The sequence below is a fragment of the Mycobacterium sp. genome, assembly GCF_025933915.1.
GTDB lineage: Bacteria > Actinomycetota > Actinomycetes > Mycobacteriales > Mycobacteriaceae > Mycobacterium.
Genome location: NZ_JAICZA010000102.1, coordinates 1 through 16,957, shown reverse-complemented (window position 1 = coordinate 16,957; position 16,957 = coordinate 1). Strand labels below are relative to the sequence as shown.

15 protein-coding genes are annotated in these 16,957 nt (G+C 66.9%); 5 read left to right on the top strand and 10 right to left on the bottom strand.

The genetic code is table 11. The features are described from left to right. From Q0W90_RS16390 to Q0W90_RS16380, 3 genes are all read left to right on the top strand, one after another. The coding region (locus Q0W90_RS16390; protein ID WP_297775253.1) for an isocitrate lyase/phosphoenolpyruvate mutase family protein at window positions 1-726 on the top strand (726 nt) is incomplete at its 5' end. Further along, window positions 723-1,862 (top strand): bifunctional 2-methylcitrate synthase/citrate synthase, encoded by a 1,140-nt coding sequence (locus Q0W90_RS16385; protein ID WP_297775251.1) that lies wholly within the window; start codon window positions 723-725, stop codon window positions 1,860-1,862. The genes Q0W90_RS16390 and Q0W90_RS16385, both read left to right, overlap by 4 nt. A gap of 5 nt (window positions 1,863-1,867) precedes the next feature. Next, the gene (locus Q0W90_RS16380) at window positions 1,868-5,251 is read left to right on the top strand and encodes a pyruvate carboxylase (protein WP_297595274.1); all 3,384 of its coding nucleotides are present in this window, start codon (window positions 1,868-1,870) and stop codon (window positions 5,249-5,251) included. Here the strand turns inward: Q0W90_RS16380 and Q0W90_RS16375 are convergent. Genes Q0W90_RS16375 through Q0W90_RS16365 form a run of 3 tightly spaced genes read right to left on the bottom strand, consistent with a single transcriptional unit; the run spans window position 5,248 to window position 8,721 of the window. Further along, a complete protein-coding gene (locus tag Q0W90_RS16375; protein ID WP_297595275.1) occupies window positions 5,248-6,162 on the bottom strand; it encodes a CoA ester lyase in 915 nt (304 codons plus the stop codon). The genes Q0W90_RS16380 and Q0W90_RS16375 overlap by 4 nt on opposite strands. A gap of 17 nt (window positions 6,163-6,179) precedes the next feature. Next, the gene (locus Q0W90_RS16370) at window positions 6,180-7,364 is read right to left on the bottom strand and encodes a CoA transferase (protein ID WP_297699727.1); all 1,185 of its coding nucleotides are present in this window, start codon (window positions 7,362-7,364) and stop codon (window positions 6,180-6,182) included. Then, window positions 7,357-8,721: an LLM class flavin-dependent oxidoreductase gene (locus Q0W90_RS16365; RefSeq protein WP_297595277.1), complete on the bottom strand. Its 1,365-nt coding sequence runs from the start codon at window positions 8,719-8,721 to the stop codon at window positions 7,357-7,359. Before Q0W90_RS16365 ends, Q0W90_RS16370 begins: the two co-directional genes overlap by 8 nt. A gap of 67 nt (window positions 8,722-8,788) precedes the next feature. Between Q0W90_RS16365 and Q0W90_RS16360 the strand changes: the two genes are divergently transcribed. Then, the gene (locus tag Q0W90_RS16360) at window positions 8,789-9,439 is read left to right on the top strand and encodes a GntR family transcriptional regulator (RefSeq protein ID WP_297595278.1); all 651 of its coding nucleotides are present in this window, start codon (window positions 8,789-8,791) and stop codon (window positions 9,437-9,439) included. Window positions 9,440-9,442: 3 nt separating this feature from the next. On the opposite strand, the gene Q0W90_RS16355 is transcribed toward Q0W90_RS16360, so the two are convergent. The 5 genes from Q0W90_RS16355 to Q0W90_RS16335 all read right to left on the bottom strand — a co-directional run bounded on the left by Q0W90_RS16355 (window position 9,443) and on the right by Q0W90_RS16335 (window position 13,648). Then, on the bottom strand, window positions 9,443-10,414 hold the full coding sequence (locus Q0W90_RS16355) for an LLM class flavin-dependent oxidoreductase (protein ID WP_297595279.1): 972 nt from the start codon (window positions 10,412-10,414) through the stop codon (window positions 9,443-9,445). A 16-nt stretch (window positions 10,415-10,430) separates the two neighbouring features. Continuing rightward, on the bottom strand, window positions 10,431-10,664 hold the full coding sequence (locus Q0W90_RS16350) for a hypothetical protein (RefSeq protein WP_297775249.1): 234 nt from the start codon (window positions 10,662-10,664) through the stop codon (window positions 10,431-10,433). After that, window positions 10,661-11,899 carry an MBL fold metallo-hydrolase gene (locus Q0W90_RS16345; RefSeq protein WP_297595282.1) on the bottom strand — a complete coding sequence of 413 codons (1,239 nt, stop codon included), beginning with the start codon at window positions 11,897-11,899 and terminating at the stop codon, window positions 10,661-10,663. Before Q0W90_RS16345 ends, Q0W90_RS16350 begins: the two co-directional genes overlap by 4 nt. A gap of 14 nt (window positions 11,900-11,913) precedes the next feature. Beyond that, window positions 11,914-13,185, bottom strand: coding sequence for a sulfotransferase (locus Q0W90_RS16340; RefSeq protein ID WP_297775247.1), 1,272 nt, complete (start codon window positions 13,183-13,185; stop codon window positions 11,914-11,916). Between the two features lie 76 nt (window positions 13,186-13,261). After that, window positions 13,262-13,648, bottom strand: a complete 387-nt coding sequence (locus Q0W90_RS16335) for a DUF2237 domain-containing protein (RefSeq protein ID WP_297595285.1) — start codon at window positions 13,646-13,648, stop codon at window positions 13,262-13,264. Between the two features lie 437 nt (window positions 13,649-14,085). On the opposite strand from Q0W90_RS16335, the gene Q0W90_RS16330 reads away from it, so the two are divergent. After that, window positions 14,086-15,219: a cellulase family glycosylhydrolase gene (locus Q0W90_RS16330; RefSeq protein WP_297595286.1), complete on the top strand. Its 1,134-nt coding sequence runs from the start codon at window positions 14,086-14,088 to the stop codon at window positions 15,217-15,219. 36 nt (window positions 15,220-15,255) lie between these two features. On the opposite strand, the gene Q0W90_RS16325 is transcribed toward Q0W90_RS16330, so the two are convergent. Together Q0W90_RS16325 and Q0W90_RS16320 are read right to left on the bottom strand one after the other, a co-directional pair. Next, on the bottom strand, window positions 15,256-15,732 hold the full coding sequence (locus Q0W90_RS16325; protein ID WP_297595288.1) for a CAP domain-containing protein: 477 nt from the start codon (window positions 15,730-15,732) through the stop codon (window positions 15,256-15,258). Window positions 15,733-15,824: 92 nt separating this feature from the next. Then, entirely contained in the window at window positions 15,825-16,841 is a 1,017-nt protein-coding gene (locus Q0W90_RS16320) for a glycoside hydrolase family 6 protein (RefSeq protein WP_297775244.1), read from the bottom strand. Between the last annotated feature and the right edge of the window lie 116 nt (window positions 16,842-16,957).

Here is a 16,957-nt window from a genome sequence, read left to right as displayed (position 1 = left end):
GATATCGGCCTGACCACCCTGACCGAAGTCAGCGGGCGTGGCGCGCAGATCGCGGGGGTGACCGATCTGCCCACCCTGATCGACGCCGACACCGGCTTCGGTGAACCGATGAGCGCCGCGCGCACCGTGACGGTGCTCGAGGACGCCGGGCTGGCCGGCTGCCATTTGGAGGACCAGGAAAACCCCAAGCGCTGCGGGCATTTGGACGGCAAGGCCGTGGTGCCGGCCGGCGAGATGATCAAACGTGTGCGCGCGGCCGTCTCCGCGCGCCGTGATCCGAATTTCATCGTCTGCGCGCGCACCGACGCCGCCGGCATCGAGGGCCTGCCCGCGGCGATCGAGCGCGCCAAGGCCTACGCCGACGCGGGCGCTGACCTGATCTTCACCGAAGCCTTGGGCACCGCAGGCGAATTCGAGCGGTTCCGCGCCGCCGTGGACACGCCGTTGTTGGCCAACATGACCGAATTCGGCAAGTCGCCGCTGCTGAGCGCCCAGCAGCTGTCCGACCTCGGCTACAACGTGGTGATCTACCCGGTCACCACGCTGCGGCTGGCCATGCACGCCGTGGAGGCCGGCCTGCGTGAAATCGCCGAGACCGGAACACAATCGGGCCTGATCGACCGGATGCAACACCGCAGCCGGCTCTACGAGCTGCTGCACTACGCCGATTACAGCCAATTCGATGCCGAAATCTACAATTTCAAGCACCAAGGAGTCGTGCCATGAGCACCGTCGAAGACAACAAGCCCCGCGTCGGCCCTCCCATCTACAAAGGCCTGGCCGGTGTCGTTGTGGACACCACCGCCATCTCCAAGGTCGTCCCGGAAACCAACTCCCTGATCTACCGCGGGTACGCGGTCCAGGACCTGGCGGCGAACTGCAGCTTCGAGCAGGTGGCCTACCTGCTCTGGCATGGCGAACTCCCCGACGACCAACAGCTGGCGCTGTTCACTCAGCGGGAACGAGCGGCGCGTCGGCTCAACCGATCCCAGCTGTCGCTGCTGTCGAAACTGCCCGATACCTGCCACCCGATGGACGTGGTGCGGACCTTCATCAGCTCGATGGGCGCCGAGGACCCCGACGAGGATGACAACAGCCCGGCGGCCAACTACGCCAAGGCGCTGCGGATGTTCGCGGTGCTGCCGACCATCGTCGCGGCCGACATGCGCCGCCGGCGCGGTCTGGACCCCATCGCCCCGCACTCCCACATGAGCTACGCCCAGAATTTCTTGCACATGTGCTTCGGCGATGTCCCCGAGCAGGTGATCGTCGACGCCTTCGAACAGTCGTTGGTCCTCTACGCCGAACACAGCTTCAACGCCTCGACCTTCGCCGCACGCGTGGTCACCTCGACGCAGTCCGACATCTACAGTGCGGTCACCGCCGCGATCGGCGCGCTCAAGGGACCGCTGCACGGCGGAGCCAACGAAGCGGTCATGCACGACATGATCGAAATCGGCAGCGCCGCCAAGGCTTCGCAGTGGCTACAGAGCAAGCTGGACCGCAACGACAAGATCATGGGCTTCGGCCACCGCGTCTACAAGAACGGCGACTCCCGGGTGCCGACCATGAAGGCGGCCCTGCAGCGCGTCGCCGCCGCGCGCGACGGTCAGCGCTGGCTCGACGTCTACGAGGTCTTGGAGAAGGGGATGGCCGACGCCAACGGCATCAAACCCAACCTCGACTTTCCCACCGGACCGGCCTATTACCTGATGGGCTTCGACATCGGAGCCTTCACCCCGATTTTCGTGATGAGCCGCGTCACCGGCTGGACCGCACACATCATCGAACAAACCGCGTCCAACGCGTTGATCCGCCCGCTGAGCGAATATGTCGGGCCGCCCCAACGCGCTCTATCGTAAATACCGTGCTGACGAAAGTCCTGGTCGCCAATCGCGGCGAGATCGCGATCCGCGCATTCCGCGCCGCCTACGAATTGGAAATGGCCACCGTGGCGGTCTATCCCTTCGAGGACCGCAATTCGGTGCATCGGCTCAAGGCCGACGAGTCGTACCAGATCGGGGAGGAGGGCCACCCGGTCCGCGCCTACCTGTCGGTCGACGACATCGTCGCCACGGCGCGGGCGTGCGGGGCGGACGCGATCTACCCCGGCTATGGCTTCCTGTCGGAGAATCCCGACCTGGCGGCGGCCTGCGCGGCGGCGGGCATCACGTTCGTCGGCCCGAACGCCGAGGTGCTGGAGCTCACGGGTAACAAGTCGCGGGCGATCGCGGCGGCGCGGGCCGCGGGACTTCCGGTGCTGGCCTCCTCGGCACCCTCGACGTCGGTGGACGAGTTGGTGACGGTCGCCGAGTCGATGACGTTTCCGCTGTTCGTCAAGGCGGTCGCCGGCGGCGGCGGCCGCGGGATGCGCCGGGTCACCGACCCGGCGGCGCTTCCGGAGGCGATCGAGGCGGCCAGTCGTGAGGCCGAATCCGCCTTCGGGGACGCCTCCGTGTTCCTCGAGCAGGCGGTGATCAATCCGCGCCACATCGAGGTCCAGATCCTGGCCGACAACCACGGCAACGTGATTCATCTCTATGAACGGGATTGCAGTGTGCAGCGCCGGCACCAGAAGGTGATCGAAATCGCGCCGGCACCCAGCCTGGATCCTCAACTGCGCGAACGTATTTGCGCGAATGCGGTGGCGTTCGCGCAAAGCATCGGCTACACCTGTGCGGGCACGGTGGAATTCCTGCTCGACGAACGCGGCAATCACGTGTTCATCGAGATGAACCCGCGCATCCAGGTGGAGCACACGGTGACCGAGGAGATCACCGACGTCGACCTGGTGTCCGCCCAGCTGCGGATCGCGTCCGGGCAAACGTTGGAAGAGATTGGCTTACGCCAGGATTCGGTCGTCCCGCATGGTGCGGCGCTGCAATGCCGTATCACCACCGAAGATCCGGCGAACGGCTTCCGTCCGGATACCGGTCGCATCACCGCCTACCGCACCCCGGGCGGCGCGGGCATCCGGCTGGACGGCGGCACGACGCTGGGCGCGGAAATCAGCGCGCATTTCGACTCGATGCTGATCAAGCTGACGTGCCGGGGTCGCGACTTCCCCACGGCCGTGCGCCGGGCCCGACGGGCGGTCGCGGAATTCCGCATTCGCGGTGTCTCCACCAACATCCCGTTCCTGCAAGCGGTTCTCGATGACGCGGACTTCCAGGCCGGACACGTCACCACCTCGTTCATCGAGGAGCGCCCGCAGCTGCTCACGGCGCGCAGCTCGGCCGATCGCGGCACCAAGATTCTCAGCTACCTGGCGGACGTCACCGTCAACAAGCCGCACGGTGAGCGCCCGTCGACGGTCTACCCGCACGACAAGCTGCCCGACATCGACCTGTCGGCCGCCCCGCCCGCGGGATCCAAGCAGCGTTTGGCCGAACTCGGGCCGCAGCGGTTCGCGGCCTGGCTGCGCGAGTCGCGCGGCGTCGCCGTCACGGACACCACGTTCCGCGACGCGCACCAATCGCTGTTGGCGACCCGGGTCCGCACCACCGGCCTGATCAAGGTGGCGCCCTACCTCGCGCGGACCACGCCGCAGCTGTTGTCGGTGGAGTGCTGGGGCGGCGCGACTTACGATGTGGCGCTGCGGTTCTTGAAAGAGGACCCGTGGGAGCGCCTGGCGGCGCTGCGGGAGACGATACCCAACATCTGTCTGCAGATGCTGCTGCGCGGGCGCAACACCGTTGGCTACACGCCCTATCCGGAGACGGTGACGACGGCGTTCGTCGAGGAGGCGACGGCGACGGGCATCGATATCTTCCGGATCTTCGATGCGTTGAACAACGTCGACTCGATGCGGCCGGCCATCGATGCGGTGCGGGAGACCGGGGCGGCGGTCGCCGAGGTGGCGATGTCCTACACCGGCGATCTCAGCGATCCGGCCGAAAAGCTTTACACGCTGGACTATTACCTCAAGTTGGCCGAACAGATCGTCGAAGCGGGCGCGCACGTGCTGGCGATCAAGGACATGGCCGGCTTGTTGCGGGCGCCCGCCGCCGCGACGCTGGTGTCGGCGCTCAAATCCCGGTTCGACCTGCCGGTGCACGTGCATACCCACGACACCCCGGGCGGACAGCTGGCGAGCTACGTGGCGGCTTGGCACGCGGGAGCAGACGCCGTCGACGGCGCCGCGGCACCGCTCGCGGGGACCACCAGCCAGCCCGCGCTGTCGTCGATCGTGGCCGCCGCGGCCAACACCGCCTACGACACCGGGTTGTCGCTGCCCGCGGTATGCGACCTCGAGCCGTACTGGGAGGCACTTCGAAAGGTGTACGCGCCGTTCGAATCCGGGCTTCCGTCCCCGACGGGGCGCGTCTACCACCACGAGATCCCGGGCGGCCAGTTGTCGAACCTGCGCCAGCAGGCCATCGCACTGGGGCTCGGCGACCGGTTCGAGGACATCGAAAACGCCTACGCCGGCGCCGACGCGATCCTCGGGCGCCTCGTCAAGGTCACCCCGTCGAGCAAGGTGGTCGGTGACCTGGCGCTGGCGCTGGTCGGGGCGGGAATCAGCCCGCAAGACTTCGCCGACGACCCCGCACGCTATGACATCCCGGACTCCGTCATCGGCTTCCTGCGCGGCGAACTCGGTGACCCACCAGGCGGCTGGCCGGAGCCGTTGCGTACCAAGGCGTTAGACGGCCGCGGGCCGGCGAAGCCCGAGCAGCCGCTGACGGCCGACGATGAAAAGGTGTTGGCCGCGCCCGGTACCGGGCGCCAGGCGGCGCTGAATCGGCTGTTGTTCCCCGGCCCCGCAAAGGAACTCGAGGACCACCGCGAGACCTACGGCGACACCTCCGGACTCAGCGCCAACCAGTTCTTCTACGGATTGCGCCAGGGCGACGAACATCGCGTGGAGCTGGAGCGCGGTGTGGAGCTGCTGATCGGCCTGGAGGCGATCTCCGATCCCGACGAACGCGGCATGCGCACCGTGATGTGCATCCTCAACGGTCAGCTACGCCCCGTCGTGGTGCGCGACCGCAGCATCGCCAGCGACGTGCCGGCCGCCGAGAAGGCCGATCGCACCAATCCCGACCACGTCGCCGCCCCCTTCGCCGGTGTCGTCACGGTCACCGCCGAGGTGGGGGCCCAGGTCGAGGCCGGCCAGACCATCGCGACGATCGAGGCGATGAAGATGGAGGCCGCCGTCACCACCGGCAAGGCCGGCAAGGTCGCGCGAATCGCGGTGTCGCACACCGCACAGGTCGAGGGCGGCGACCTTCTGGTGGTGATCGACTAAGCGAGGCTGCCTTCGATCAGGGCGGCGCGCGCCAGCGTCTGCTCCGCCTGCTTCACGTGGGCGGCGTCGACCAGCACGCCGTTCACCCCGACGGCCCCGCGCCCCTTGGCTTCGGCATCCCGGTAGGCGGTGACATTGGCCTCGGCGCGGGCGATTTCGTCAGCGGTCGGAGCGTAGACACTGTTGGCGACGGGCACCTGGTCGGGGTGGATCGCCCACTTGCCGGTGTAGCCGAGCAGCGACGCGCGCCGCGCGTCGCGCTCGTACCCGGAGAGGTCACGGTAGTCGGGATACGGCGCGTCGATCGCGTCGATGCCGGCGATGCGCGCGGCGACGATCACCTTGTTGCGCGCGTAGGCCCAAAATTCGCCGGGATATTCGCCCAGTGGGACGAAGTTGGTGTCCACCCGGGCGCCCTGGGACAGCGAGAAATCGCCCACCCCGAAGATCAGGGCGTCGAGGCGAGAACTGGCCGCCGCGATCTCCTCGGCGTTGGCCAACCCCTCCACCTCTTCGATCAGCACCTCGAGCCGAATTCGCCTGCCCAGGTTCAGTTTCGACTCGAGTTGTGTGAGCAGGACGTCCACCCACCACACGTCGCGGGCGCTGCGCGCCTTGGGGATGATGATGGTGTCGAGGTTGCGGCCGGCCCGGGTCACCACCTCGATGACGTCGTCGTGGCACCACGCGGTGTCCAGGCCGTTGATCCGCACCGCCCGCGCGGTGCGGCCCCAGTCCAGGTCGTTGAGCGCGCTGATCGCTTTGCCGCGCGATTCCTCTTTGAACGCGGGGGGCACCGCGTCCTCGAGGTCGAGGAATACCAGGTCGGCTGCGCAGCCGGCGGCCTTGTCGAACATGTTGTCGTTGCTTGCGGGCACCGCGAGCTCGGAGCGCCGGAGAAGATCAGTCATGGTTCAATATCTTTCTGTCACAACACGCCCCGGGCGTGAAGGTCGTCGATTTCGTCAGCGGTCATGCCGAGTAACTCTCCGTACACCTCGGTGTTGTGTTCGCCGAGGCGCGGCCCCAGACGTCCCACCGTGCCGGACGCCGACGAGAAACGCGGAACGGGCGCCTGCACCGTCATTGGGCCGAGTTGTTGGTCGTCGACGGAGATGAACACCTCGCGATGCGCCAGCTGCTCGTCGGCGACCAGGTCGCCGATGTCATAGACCGGGGCCGCGGCCACCTCGTGGGCGTCGAAGGTGTCCATCGCCTCCGAAAGTGTCTTGGTGGCAACCCAATCGGCGACCACCGCGTCGACTTCGCGCGCCCGCGCCAGCCGTCGCTGCGGGTCGGAGAAGTCGGCGTCATCCAGCAGATCGTGCCTGCCGATCGCCCGGAACACCCGCAGCGCCAGCGCGGGTGAACTGCCGGACATGGCCAGCCACTTGCCATCCACCGTGCGATAGGTGTTGCGGGGCGCGGAAATGTCCCACCGGTTGCCGGCCCGCTCGGGCACCAGGCCCAACTGGTCATAACCCAACAGCGTCTGCTCCAGCAGCCGGGCCAGCGGGTCGATCAGGTTGACGTCGATCAATTGCCCCGGCCCGCCGTGCACGTCGCGGTGATACAGCGCCATCATCACCGCGTAGGCGGCGTTCAGCGATGCGACGCCGTCGGCCAACATGAACGGCGGCAGGGTGGGCGGCGCGCCGGCCGGCCCGGTGATGTGCGCGAATCCGCTCATCGCCTCGCCCAGCGTGCCGAAGCCCGGGCGCTCACTCTTCGGCCCGCTCAGGCCATAGCCGGTGATGTGCAGCATCACGATCCGCTCGTTGACCGCGCGCAGGCTCTCGTAGTCCAGGCCCCACTTGCGCAGGGTCTGGGGGCGGGTGTTGAAGATGGCGACGTCGGCGCTCTGCACCAGACGGCGCACCAGCGCCTGCCCCTCCGCGCAGCGCAGGTCCAGCGTGATCGATCGCTTGTTGCGCGCAATCGACTTCCACATCAGGCCGACGCCGTCGCGCTGGTTGCCCCAGCCGCGGATCGGGTCGCCGTGCCGTGGTTCTTCGACCTTGATCACGTCGGCGCCGAACTCCCCCAAATAGGTGGCGACCAGGGGTGCGGCGGCGAGCGTGGCGAGGTCGAGCACGCGGAGCCCGTCAAGCATGGGCGTCGGCGGCCACGCGGGCGTTGGACGGACGCTGCAGCCCGAGATGGCCGCGCAGCGTGGACGATTCGTATTCGGTGCGGAACAGCCCGCGGCGTTGCAGTTCCGGAACCACCATGCGGACGACGTCTTCGAACGCTCCGGGCAGATGCGTCGCGGCCAAGACGAATCCGTCGCACGCGCCGCTTTCGAACCAGTCGGCCATCTGATCGGCGACCTGTTCACCGGTGCCGACGAAGCGGGGTCCCTGCAAGAGGGTGGCGCGATGGTTGGCAAGGTCACGCAGCGTGACGGTGTCACCACCGATATGGGTGCGCAGGTTCTGCACCAGCCCGCGGATGCCCGAGACCGACGCGAGCAGTTCGTCGGTCACCGGGTCGTCGAGATCGTGTTGGGCGAAGTCGTAATTCATCAGCTCCGACAGCAGCGTCAGCGATGCCATCGGATGCACGAGATCGTTGAGGAACATGGCTTCGCGGTCCTTGGCGTGGGATTCGGATTCGCCCACTACCGCGTAGGCCATGGGGCAGATGCGAACGGCGGCGGGATCGCGACCGGCGTCGGCGATGCGGTCTTTTTGATCGGCGTAGTGGCTGCGCGCCACCTCGATGCCCGGGTCGCCGGTGAAGATCAATTCGGCCCAGCGCGAGGCGAATTCGCGGCCGCGTCCCGACGACCCGGCCTGGATGATGACCGGCCGGCCCTGCGGGGTGCGCGGCACCGTCAGTGGGCCGCGCGCGGAGAAGAACTGGCCGACGTGTCCCAGCTCGTGCACCTTGGCGGGGTCGGCGAACTGACCGGACACCCGGTCGTGCAGGACGGCCTCGTCCTCCCAGGTGTCCCACAGACCGGTCACCACGTCCAGGAATTCGTCGGCGCGGTCGTACCGTTCGTCGTGGCCGAGGTGGGCGTCGACGCCGAAGTTCTGCGCCTCGCTGTCGTTGACCGACGTGACGACGTTCCAGGCCGCGCGGCCGCCCGAAAGGTGGTCCAGGGAGGCGAACGTGCGCGCCACATGGAAGGGCGCGTAATACGTCGTCGAGTACGTCGCGCCCAGCCCGATCTTCGAGGTGGCCTGCGCCAGGACGCCGAGGATCACACCGAGGTCCAGCTTGACCGGCCGGGCGCCGTAGTGCACGGCGTCGTCCACCGATCCGCCGTAGACGCCGGGCATGGCCAGGCGGTCGTCGAAGAACATCAGGTCGAAGCAGCCCTCTTCGAGCTGGCGGCCGATTTTGGCGTAGTAGGACGCGTCCAGGTAACGGTGTTCGGTTGCGGGGTGCCGCCACGAGCCCGCGTAGACCGAGGTGCTGCCGGCCTGCATAAAGGCGACGAGGGCCATTTTGTCGGTGCGCATGGTTGAAACGTAACATCTGATATTTCAGATTTCAAATGTTAGATCTGCCGTTTGATACTGTGCCAAGGTGGCCACGATGGACATCTCCGGGACGGTCCGGGAGCGCGCCGCCCGCGAGCTTCGGGACCGCATCCTCACCGGCGTCCTGCCCGCCGGCTCACGGGTCGACCTCGACGCCATCACCGCGGAATTCGCGACCAGCCGCACGCCGGTGCGGGAGGCGCTGCTGGAGCTGTCGTTCGAGGGCCTGGTTCAGGTCGCCCCGCGCAGTGGTGTGACGGTGCTCGGGATCAGCCCGGACGACGTCCTGGACAGCTTCACCATTCTCGGGGTGTTGACCGGACAGGCCGCGGCGTGGGCCGCCGAGCGGATAGAGCCCGCGGAGCTCGAGACCCTGCGAGAACTCGCGGCCGACGTCGTGGCGCGATCCGGTGACGACACCATCGGCGAGGCCAACTGGCATTTCCATCAGATGATCCACCGCGCCGCGCACTCGCCTCGCCTGTTGAACCAGATCAAGCAGGTCGCCCGCGTGGTGCCGAGCAACTTCCTCACCCTGTTCCCCGAGCACGAAAAGCATTCCCTCGACGAACACCAGCAGCTTCTCGACGCGCTCGGCGACAAGGATGCCGAGCGGGCCCGCACGATCGCCGAACGACACGTCCTGGACGCCGGCCGTTCGCTGGCCGACTGGCTCGAGCAGCGCCGCGACGGTTAGCGGTCAGGCCAGCGCGGGTAGGACCTTGTCGGTGAGCAACTGGACCGACTTCCACGCTTCCTCGACCGGCATGCCACCGACCAGGGGGTGCATGACGAGCGGCCCGTAGTTCTCGGCGTCGCGCACCTCCGCGATCAACTGATCCGGAGTCAGGAAACGGTAACGCCCCGATGCCCGGACCTGATCCAGGGTTTGCACACCCGGCAGGTGCATGAGCGAACGCTGATCCGTCGACCATCCGCCGTAAGTGACTGCCTCCCACAGCATGTGGTCACCCAGCTGCGCCCACGCCCGCTCGGGATCCTCGTGCAGGTAGATCATGCCGCGATTGATCGGCCCCGGCATCAGGATGAACGGCGCCAGGCCGGCATCGGCGCACAGCCGGCGGTAGTAATCGGCGATCTCGGGCAGGTGATCGGCCAGGCTGAGCGGCAGCCGGAACCGGGCAGCGCGGCGAGCCGTGGCGCGCGCACCGCCGCCGACGTACAGCGGTGGATGCGGCCGGGTGAACGTCCCGGTGCAGACTCCCGCATCCGGATCTGCACCGGACCAGACCGCCAGCATTCGCTCCAGCAGGCTGTCCATCAGCGCTCCGCGCCGGCCGAAATCGCCTCCCAGCGCGTCATATTCGACCGTGCGGTAACCAAGACCCACCGTGGTGTGTAGGCGGCCGCGGCTCATGTTGTCGACGAGCGCGATGTCTTCGGCGAGCCGAACCGGGTTCCACAACGGCCCCAGCGCGCAATCGACGCTGGCGATCAGCGTCGAGGTCCGGGCCAAGAACATCGCCGCGGCCATGATCGGATTGCAGCTCCACCCGTGCCCGGTCGCGTGATGCTCGTCGACACTGATGGACGTGATGCCGTGGGACTCCCCCCACTGCGCCAGCTCGAGCGCCGCGGACAGAAGTTCGCCCTGCGTGCGTGGATCCCCTTGCGGGGACGCGAAGTTGAAGCGCAGCACCGTCAATAGCATGTCCGGTCCCGCCTCCTTACGCTTCCGGGAACAACGCGCGGTCGACGATCTCGACGCGGGTTCCCGCAGCGTCGACGTAGTAGGCAAAGAGCGCCAGGCCCGACTTCGACGACGGCCCCGCGGTGTCGGCGGTCGCTTCGAAGGCGAAGCAGCCGGCCAGCGCGCTCAGCCGGGCCATCGCCGCGTCCAGGTCGGGCACGATGATGCCGGTGTGGTAGAAATCCTCGGGCCGCAGTGCGAATTGCGTCATGAATTCCTCGCTATCTGGTCGCGCAGCCAGGCACTTTCCCAGAAGTTCGTGCTGGTGGCGAGAAGTTTTTCATGGGCTTGCCGCAGCACCACGCGAGCCCCCGGATGCCCGGCGGGAACAAGCTGGGCGAGGTGGATCGCGTGCAGGGCACGGTCGGCGCCCAGGTGCGCCCGGGCGCGATCCAGGAGCGCGTCGACGCCGGCCAGCTCGGCCACGTCGGCGGCGACGGCGTCGAATCCGATCGGGTACAGCTCGGTGGTCGATTCGTGGTGGAACCAGCCCGAGTAGTTCTCCCAGACCGCCCGCACGTCCCAGGCGACCTTCCCATAGCCTTGGCCCACTTCGTATTCCGCGGGCAGGGTGATCTCGCGCATCAAGGTGCGGACGTCTTTGCCGGCGTTCATTCCGGTGACGGTCTGATCGTGGATGTATGCGATGGCGTCGCGCAGCCGGGTAAGTTCGGCGTCGATGCGCTCGGCACCCGCGACGGGCTCGAAGTGACCGGTCACCAGCAGGTCGGGCTGCAGAGCGCGTACCCGCTCCACCGAGGCAATGGCCGTCAACGCATCGCGGTAGCGATCGCCGCGCATGGTGGCGAGATTGGGGATGTGGCCGATCAACGGACCGAAGGTGTTTCCGCACAAGCAGATTCGTTCCTCCGGCAGCCAGACCACCAGCGAGTCGGTGGTCTCCCCGCCGGGCACCGAGATCAGTTCCATCCGTCGACCGCCGAGCTCCAACGTCAGTGTGTCCTCGAAGTCGAGGTCGACGACGGGCACGCTCTGGCCCGCCAACCGCGTGGTCCCCAGACGCCGTTGAATGGCTTGGATACCCTCGGCCAGCGTGTCTTTGAACGCGAACGCGCTGCGGCTGGCCCGGTACGGGATCAGGCGATCGTTGTCGTCCCGCCACATCGTCCAGTTCGCCTGCGCGACAACGGTCGTGTCGGGGTCGCGCACGCTGTCAAGGCCGCCGACATGGTCCACGTGGCCCTGCGTGAAGATGATGTAGCGCACGGGTGACGAGTCGACGGCGTCGAAGTTCGCGCGGTGCACCGGACCCTCGAAACCCATCCCGGTGTTGACGATCACCCGGCCTTCGGCCGTGGTGAGCAGGTACGAGTTGGACAGGCCGGGCGAGCACCACAAGCCCGGGGCGATCTGCTCGGCCTTCGCGGCGGATGCCGGGCGCATCGCGTCGGCGCCGGGCCTGCTGCGATAGACAGGTTCGGACATCGCTGCTGACTCCTTCATTCGGGGCGGACGTCGAACTTGTCGAAATAGAAGCCGAAGCGGCCGCGGAGTTCGTCGGCGGAGATGCCGAAGTGCCGTCGCAGGTCGTAATGGATCCGGCCGTGTTTGCCGCGCGGATTGCCGTCCAGGTAGCGCCGGAAGCGGTCGCGCACCGGCTGCGGCAACTCCACACCGCCGCACCGGTACAGCCGCTCGAGCACCGGCATCTCGTTGCCACCCAGCTGGTGGAAGCTGACATCGACGCTGCGTTCGGCGGGCACCGCGTCGCGGTCGCGTACGCATGCGCTGAGCAGCCGGTGCACGCGGTCGCTCCAGTAGTCCAGCAGCCACTGCGGATCAATACTGCTGCGGCGCAGCCGGTCCGAGTAGGCCATCATCGTGATGGCCGATTGGATCACCGCGACGGGGTCGCGGTGCGTGAAGGCCACCGTCGCGTCGGGGAAAGTCGCCAGCAGCGGGCCGAGTTGCTCGCAGTGCTGCGGACTCTTGAGGACCCATGTCCGCGGCCCCCGCAGAAAGGTCAACGCCTGCAACACCTTCTTCAGGTAGGCGTAGTGGCGGGTTTGGTCGAGGCTCAGGTAGTAGTCGCGCCAGCCAGGCACCCGCGCATGCCATTCCAAGACATAGGAGGCCATATCGAGATCGAGGACTTCCACCTCTTCCTCGATCGCCTCGGGAAACCGGTCATGCATGGCGGCCACCACGGGCGCGCTGACCATCAGCGCTTCGTGTTCCGATTTGGCTCGCGTGTAGCGGGGGTCGACGCCGAAGACGCCGGGGCCCTGCCCGCGCGCCGGGATGGGATCCTGACTCTCCCAATACGGCAGCGCACGCCGGCGTGGGTCGGACGCAATGAGATTCACCAGATGCGTGGTGCCCGAACGCGGCATCCCGACGACGATGAAAGGACCCTCGATCGGGATGGACTCGATCTCGGGATACCGCGCGATCAGCTCGGTGAGCGACAACCGGTTGCGAAGCAGGCGCACGATCCGCTGCCGCAGCGAACCGCGGGTGAGCTGGCGCAGGCCCTCGTCGGCTTCGATCGCGGCGACGTGGGCGCGTAGGCGATCACCGAAGCCGTCGGTATCGTCGAGGCTGGCGGCTCCGGCCGTTACGCCGGCCTGCTCGATGGCCTCCGCGAGCATCCGGTCGATGTCGAGGTCGACGCGCTTGGCCTCGGTGAACTGCAGGATCTGACGCTGGACGTCGGTCAGCTGGGGCGCGGTCAAATCGTCGAAGTCGATGTCGTCAACCGCAGAGCCCACCGGAACCCCTCTTCGACGCGTCGGGTGAGAAATATGACACCGAGGCTAGACCGGCGGGATTTCGTCGTTCACCCAGCTACAGATTGGCCAGATCGTCGGGAACGTCGACCTTGTGCTGCTGCAGCGCCTCCAGCGGCACCACCTCGAGGGTGCTCTCGTGCGTGGACGCCAGGACCACCGGCGACGCACAACCGTCGTGGTGAGCCCGCAGCCAGTTCAGCGCGGTCACGCACCAGCGGTCGCCGGGCAGCAGGCCGGGGAACCGGTACTCGGGAACCGGCGTCAACAAGTCATTGCCAATGGAACGCTGGTGTTCCAGGAACTCGGCGGTCATCACCGCGCAAATCGTGTGCCGCCCAAGGTCCTGAGGCCCGGTTGAGCAACAACCGTCGCGGTAGAAACCGGTCAGCGGGTCTGTGCCGCACGGTTCCAGCGGACCGCCCAGCACATTTCGATCAGGCACCCACCCAGTATTGCGCTCGCAGGGGTGAAGTTTGAAGTACCTTCGCCAACTACGCCCAAAGGATTTTCCGCACCGGCGCCGTCGGCGGCCGGTGCGGACGGCCGGACATCGGGCGTGTTAACTCGGATTGATGTCGCACCATCTGGGCGATCGTCGACGCGATCGGCCGCAAGCCCGTTAGGACGCTCCGCGGTGACGACACCGTCTTCGGTTGTCCGACAACGTGTTTGACACACGGTTGGCATCGATTTTAACCGCGTCGGCCTTCATGACGGCCCGGGCGCGCCGAAGGTGATGGTTACGGATTGGTCACGATGATGAGGGGGAGTCGACGATCGACGTCGCCGATGAAGGCCCGGTAACAATTGTTATCTGAAGCTCTCGCGACGCGCTGAGCAAATCCCCGGGAAATCGCCGCGAAAACTTATCGTCACATCGTGGAACGACGAACGGCCCTGAAACTCCCCCTGCTGCTGGCGGCCAGCGCCGCAGTTACCCGGGTACCCCGGGCCTTCGCGGAGGAAGCGGGCCGGTGGTCCCCCGATCGCGCCAACCGGTGGTATCAAGCGCAGGGCTGGCTCGTCGGAGCAAACTACATTCCCGCGAGCGCCATCAACCAGTTCGAGATGTTTCAGGCCGACACATTCGACCCCCGCCGCATCGACACCGAGCTCGGCTGGGCTCAGTTCTACGGGCACAACACCGCACGGGTGTTCCTCCATGATCAGCTCTGGGCAGCCGATCAGCGCGGGTTCCAAACGCGGCTGGGGCAATTCGTCGACATCGCGGCCCGCCATCGCATCAAACCGCTGTTCGTCTTCTTCGACTCCTGTTGGGATCCCCAGCCCCGGGCGGGTCGACAGCGCGCACCGCGCCCCGGTGTGCACAACTCGGGCTGGGCGCAGAGCCCGGGCGCCGAACGCCTCGGCGACCCCCGCTACGTTCCGGTCATGCGCGACTACGTCACCGCGGTGATGACCCAATTCCGCAACGACAACCGGGTTTTGGGGTGGGATCTCTGGAATGAGCCCGACAACCCGGCGAACCAATACCGCAAAACCGAAAGAAGCGATAAGGAGCAACTGGTCACCAACCTGCTCCCCCAGGTGTTCCGCTGGGCACGCGCGGTCGATCCCAGCCAGCCGCTCACGAGTGGCGTGTGGCGCGGCGACTGGGGACAACCCCAGGGCCGCAGCGCAATCAGCGACATTCAGCTCGCCAACTCCGACGTGGTCACCTTCCATTCCTACGCTGAGCCCGCCGGCTTCGAGTCCCGGATCAACGAACTCACGCCGTTGGGCCGGCCGATCCTGTGCACGGAATACATGGCTCGGCCCCGGGGCAGCACCGTGCAGGGGATCCTTCCGGTCGCCAAGCGCCACAACGTCGGCGCCATCAACTGGGGCCTGGTCGCGGGAAAGACCCAAACGTACTTCCCCTGGGATTCCTGGGATCACCCGTACACCGCGGTTCCCAAGGTGTGGTTTCACGACCTGATCCGGCCCGAGGGGCGGCCGTTCCAGGACATCGAGGTTCTGACGGTTCGCAAGCTGGCCGGAAGCCAGGCCTGAAATTATCCCAAACAGCTTGGCGCAGTGCGGGATTCGCTAAGCAGCAAAGTCACCGACGGCGGTCATTTTGTTGCCGTCCCGGGCGGTGGCGAAGCCACCCGCGTTGAATGCGCAGTTCAGAATGATCGCTCGGTGTGGGGGACTTTGCATCCACATATCGAGGGCTTCGCCGGGAGTCGCAGCGGATCCGGTGCCCCAGAAGACGATCTCACCCGAGTACCTGCTCCGATAGCCCGCATCGGTGATCCGCACCTGCGGCGAAGAGCCGTCCGAACCAATGTGCCCGCTGACCCCGTTGCGCAGCATGTCGTCGGCGTGCCGCTGTGCCGCTTCGGTCAACCGCGGGTCGTCGCTGATCGCCCCGCATCCCTGGCGAAGCTGGTTGACGCCGCTGTACACCGCGGTCCCGGCATCGTCCGCGTGCGCAACGAATCCGGTAACCGCACCACCGGGAGCAGTTATGAAGGCAGTGCAGATCGAGAAGACTGCGACGATCTCAAATTTCGTCGTCATGTTGCCTCGTGCCCATGCTGGTTTATCCGTTTTCGATAACAAAATGTTACCCAGTTGCAACCATCAAAGGTCGAGGATCCTAAATCCCCCGCTTAGTGGCCCGCGTTGTGCGCCAGATCGATGGCGTATTGGTTCACGAAGTTGCCCGCGGGCGGATCGCCTTTGCCGCATGTTCCATCGGATTCACCGGGACGCTTGATCCACAGGTAGGCGTCGGCGTGCGCACCCGCGGTCGACGCGGTGGGCGGAGTGCCCAACGCTCGGCCGCTGGGATTGCACCAGTTGAGCTCGGAGTCGGGCGCCGGTCCGGCACCGTTACGCGACGTGTCGATCACGTAGTGCGAACCGTTCGTCAGCCCCGAAATCGCCTCCCCGTAACCGATTTCGTCCTCAGTGGTGAAGAAGTTCGCGGTGTTGACGCTGAAACCCCGCGCGTGGCCGACACCGGCCTGGTTGAGCCTGGCGGCCATGTCCTCGGGGCTGTGCCAGCGCAGGTGGCCCGCGTCGACGTATACGGCCGCGTTCGGATCTCGGGTCAGCGTGTCGACGGCGTAGCGAATCAAGTCGAAACGTTCCTGGCGCTGATCACCCGACAGGCAGTCGGCCATGGCGAGCGCATCGGGTTCGACGACGATCGCGACCCGCGAAGCGCCCACCCCGGATGCGATGCCGTCGATCCACGAGCGGTAGTCGTCGGCCGACGCCAGACCACCCGCGGCGAAGCTGCCACAGTCGCGGTGCGGGATTCCATAGAGCGCCAGCACCGGGATGGCACCGGTAGCGGCCGCGTCGCTCGTGTACTTGCCGACCGTGCCCGCCGAGGCGCCCGGCACGATCCAGTACGCCTGCGGGGTGTTGGCGATGGCGGTCAGCTCGGGACTCGGCGGATCGGCGTGCTGCGCGGCGCGCATGGCCGCCGACGTGGGGTTGACGTAGAAGGGCGCCCCGTCCAACGGGTTGCCGTCGGCGACCAAGCGCACCGTCGGGGCGGGACCGGCCCGCAACGGATCGGCAGGAAGACCGATGCCTGCGACAACTGTCAATGCGGCCGCGGCCGTCAGAAAGGGGGCGATCCATCGAGCGACTGCACCAGCAGCTGAGAACGTCACCCCAGAAAATTAATGGTTCGGAAGCATCGAGCGCCAATCCACGACGGCGGTGTCGGCGCGATCGGCGTTCGGCGCGGTTGGCGACCGGGCAGCTTTTGGCGGTGGCGGAGGGATTT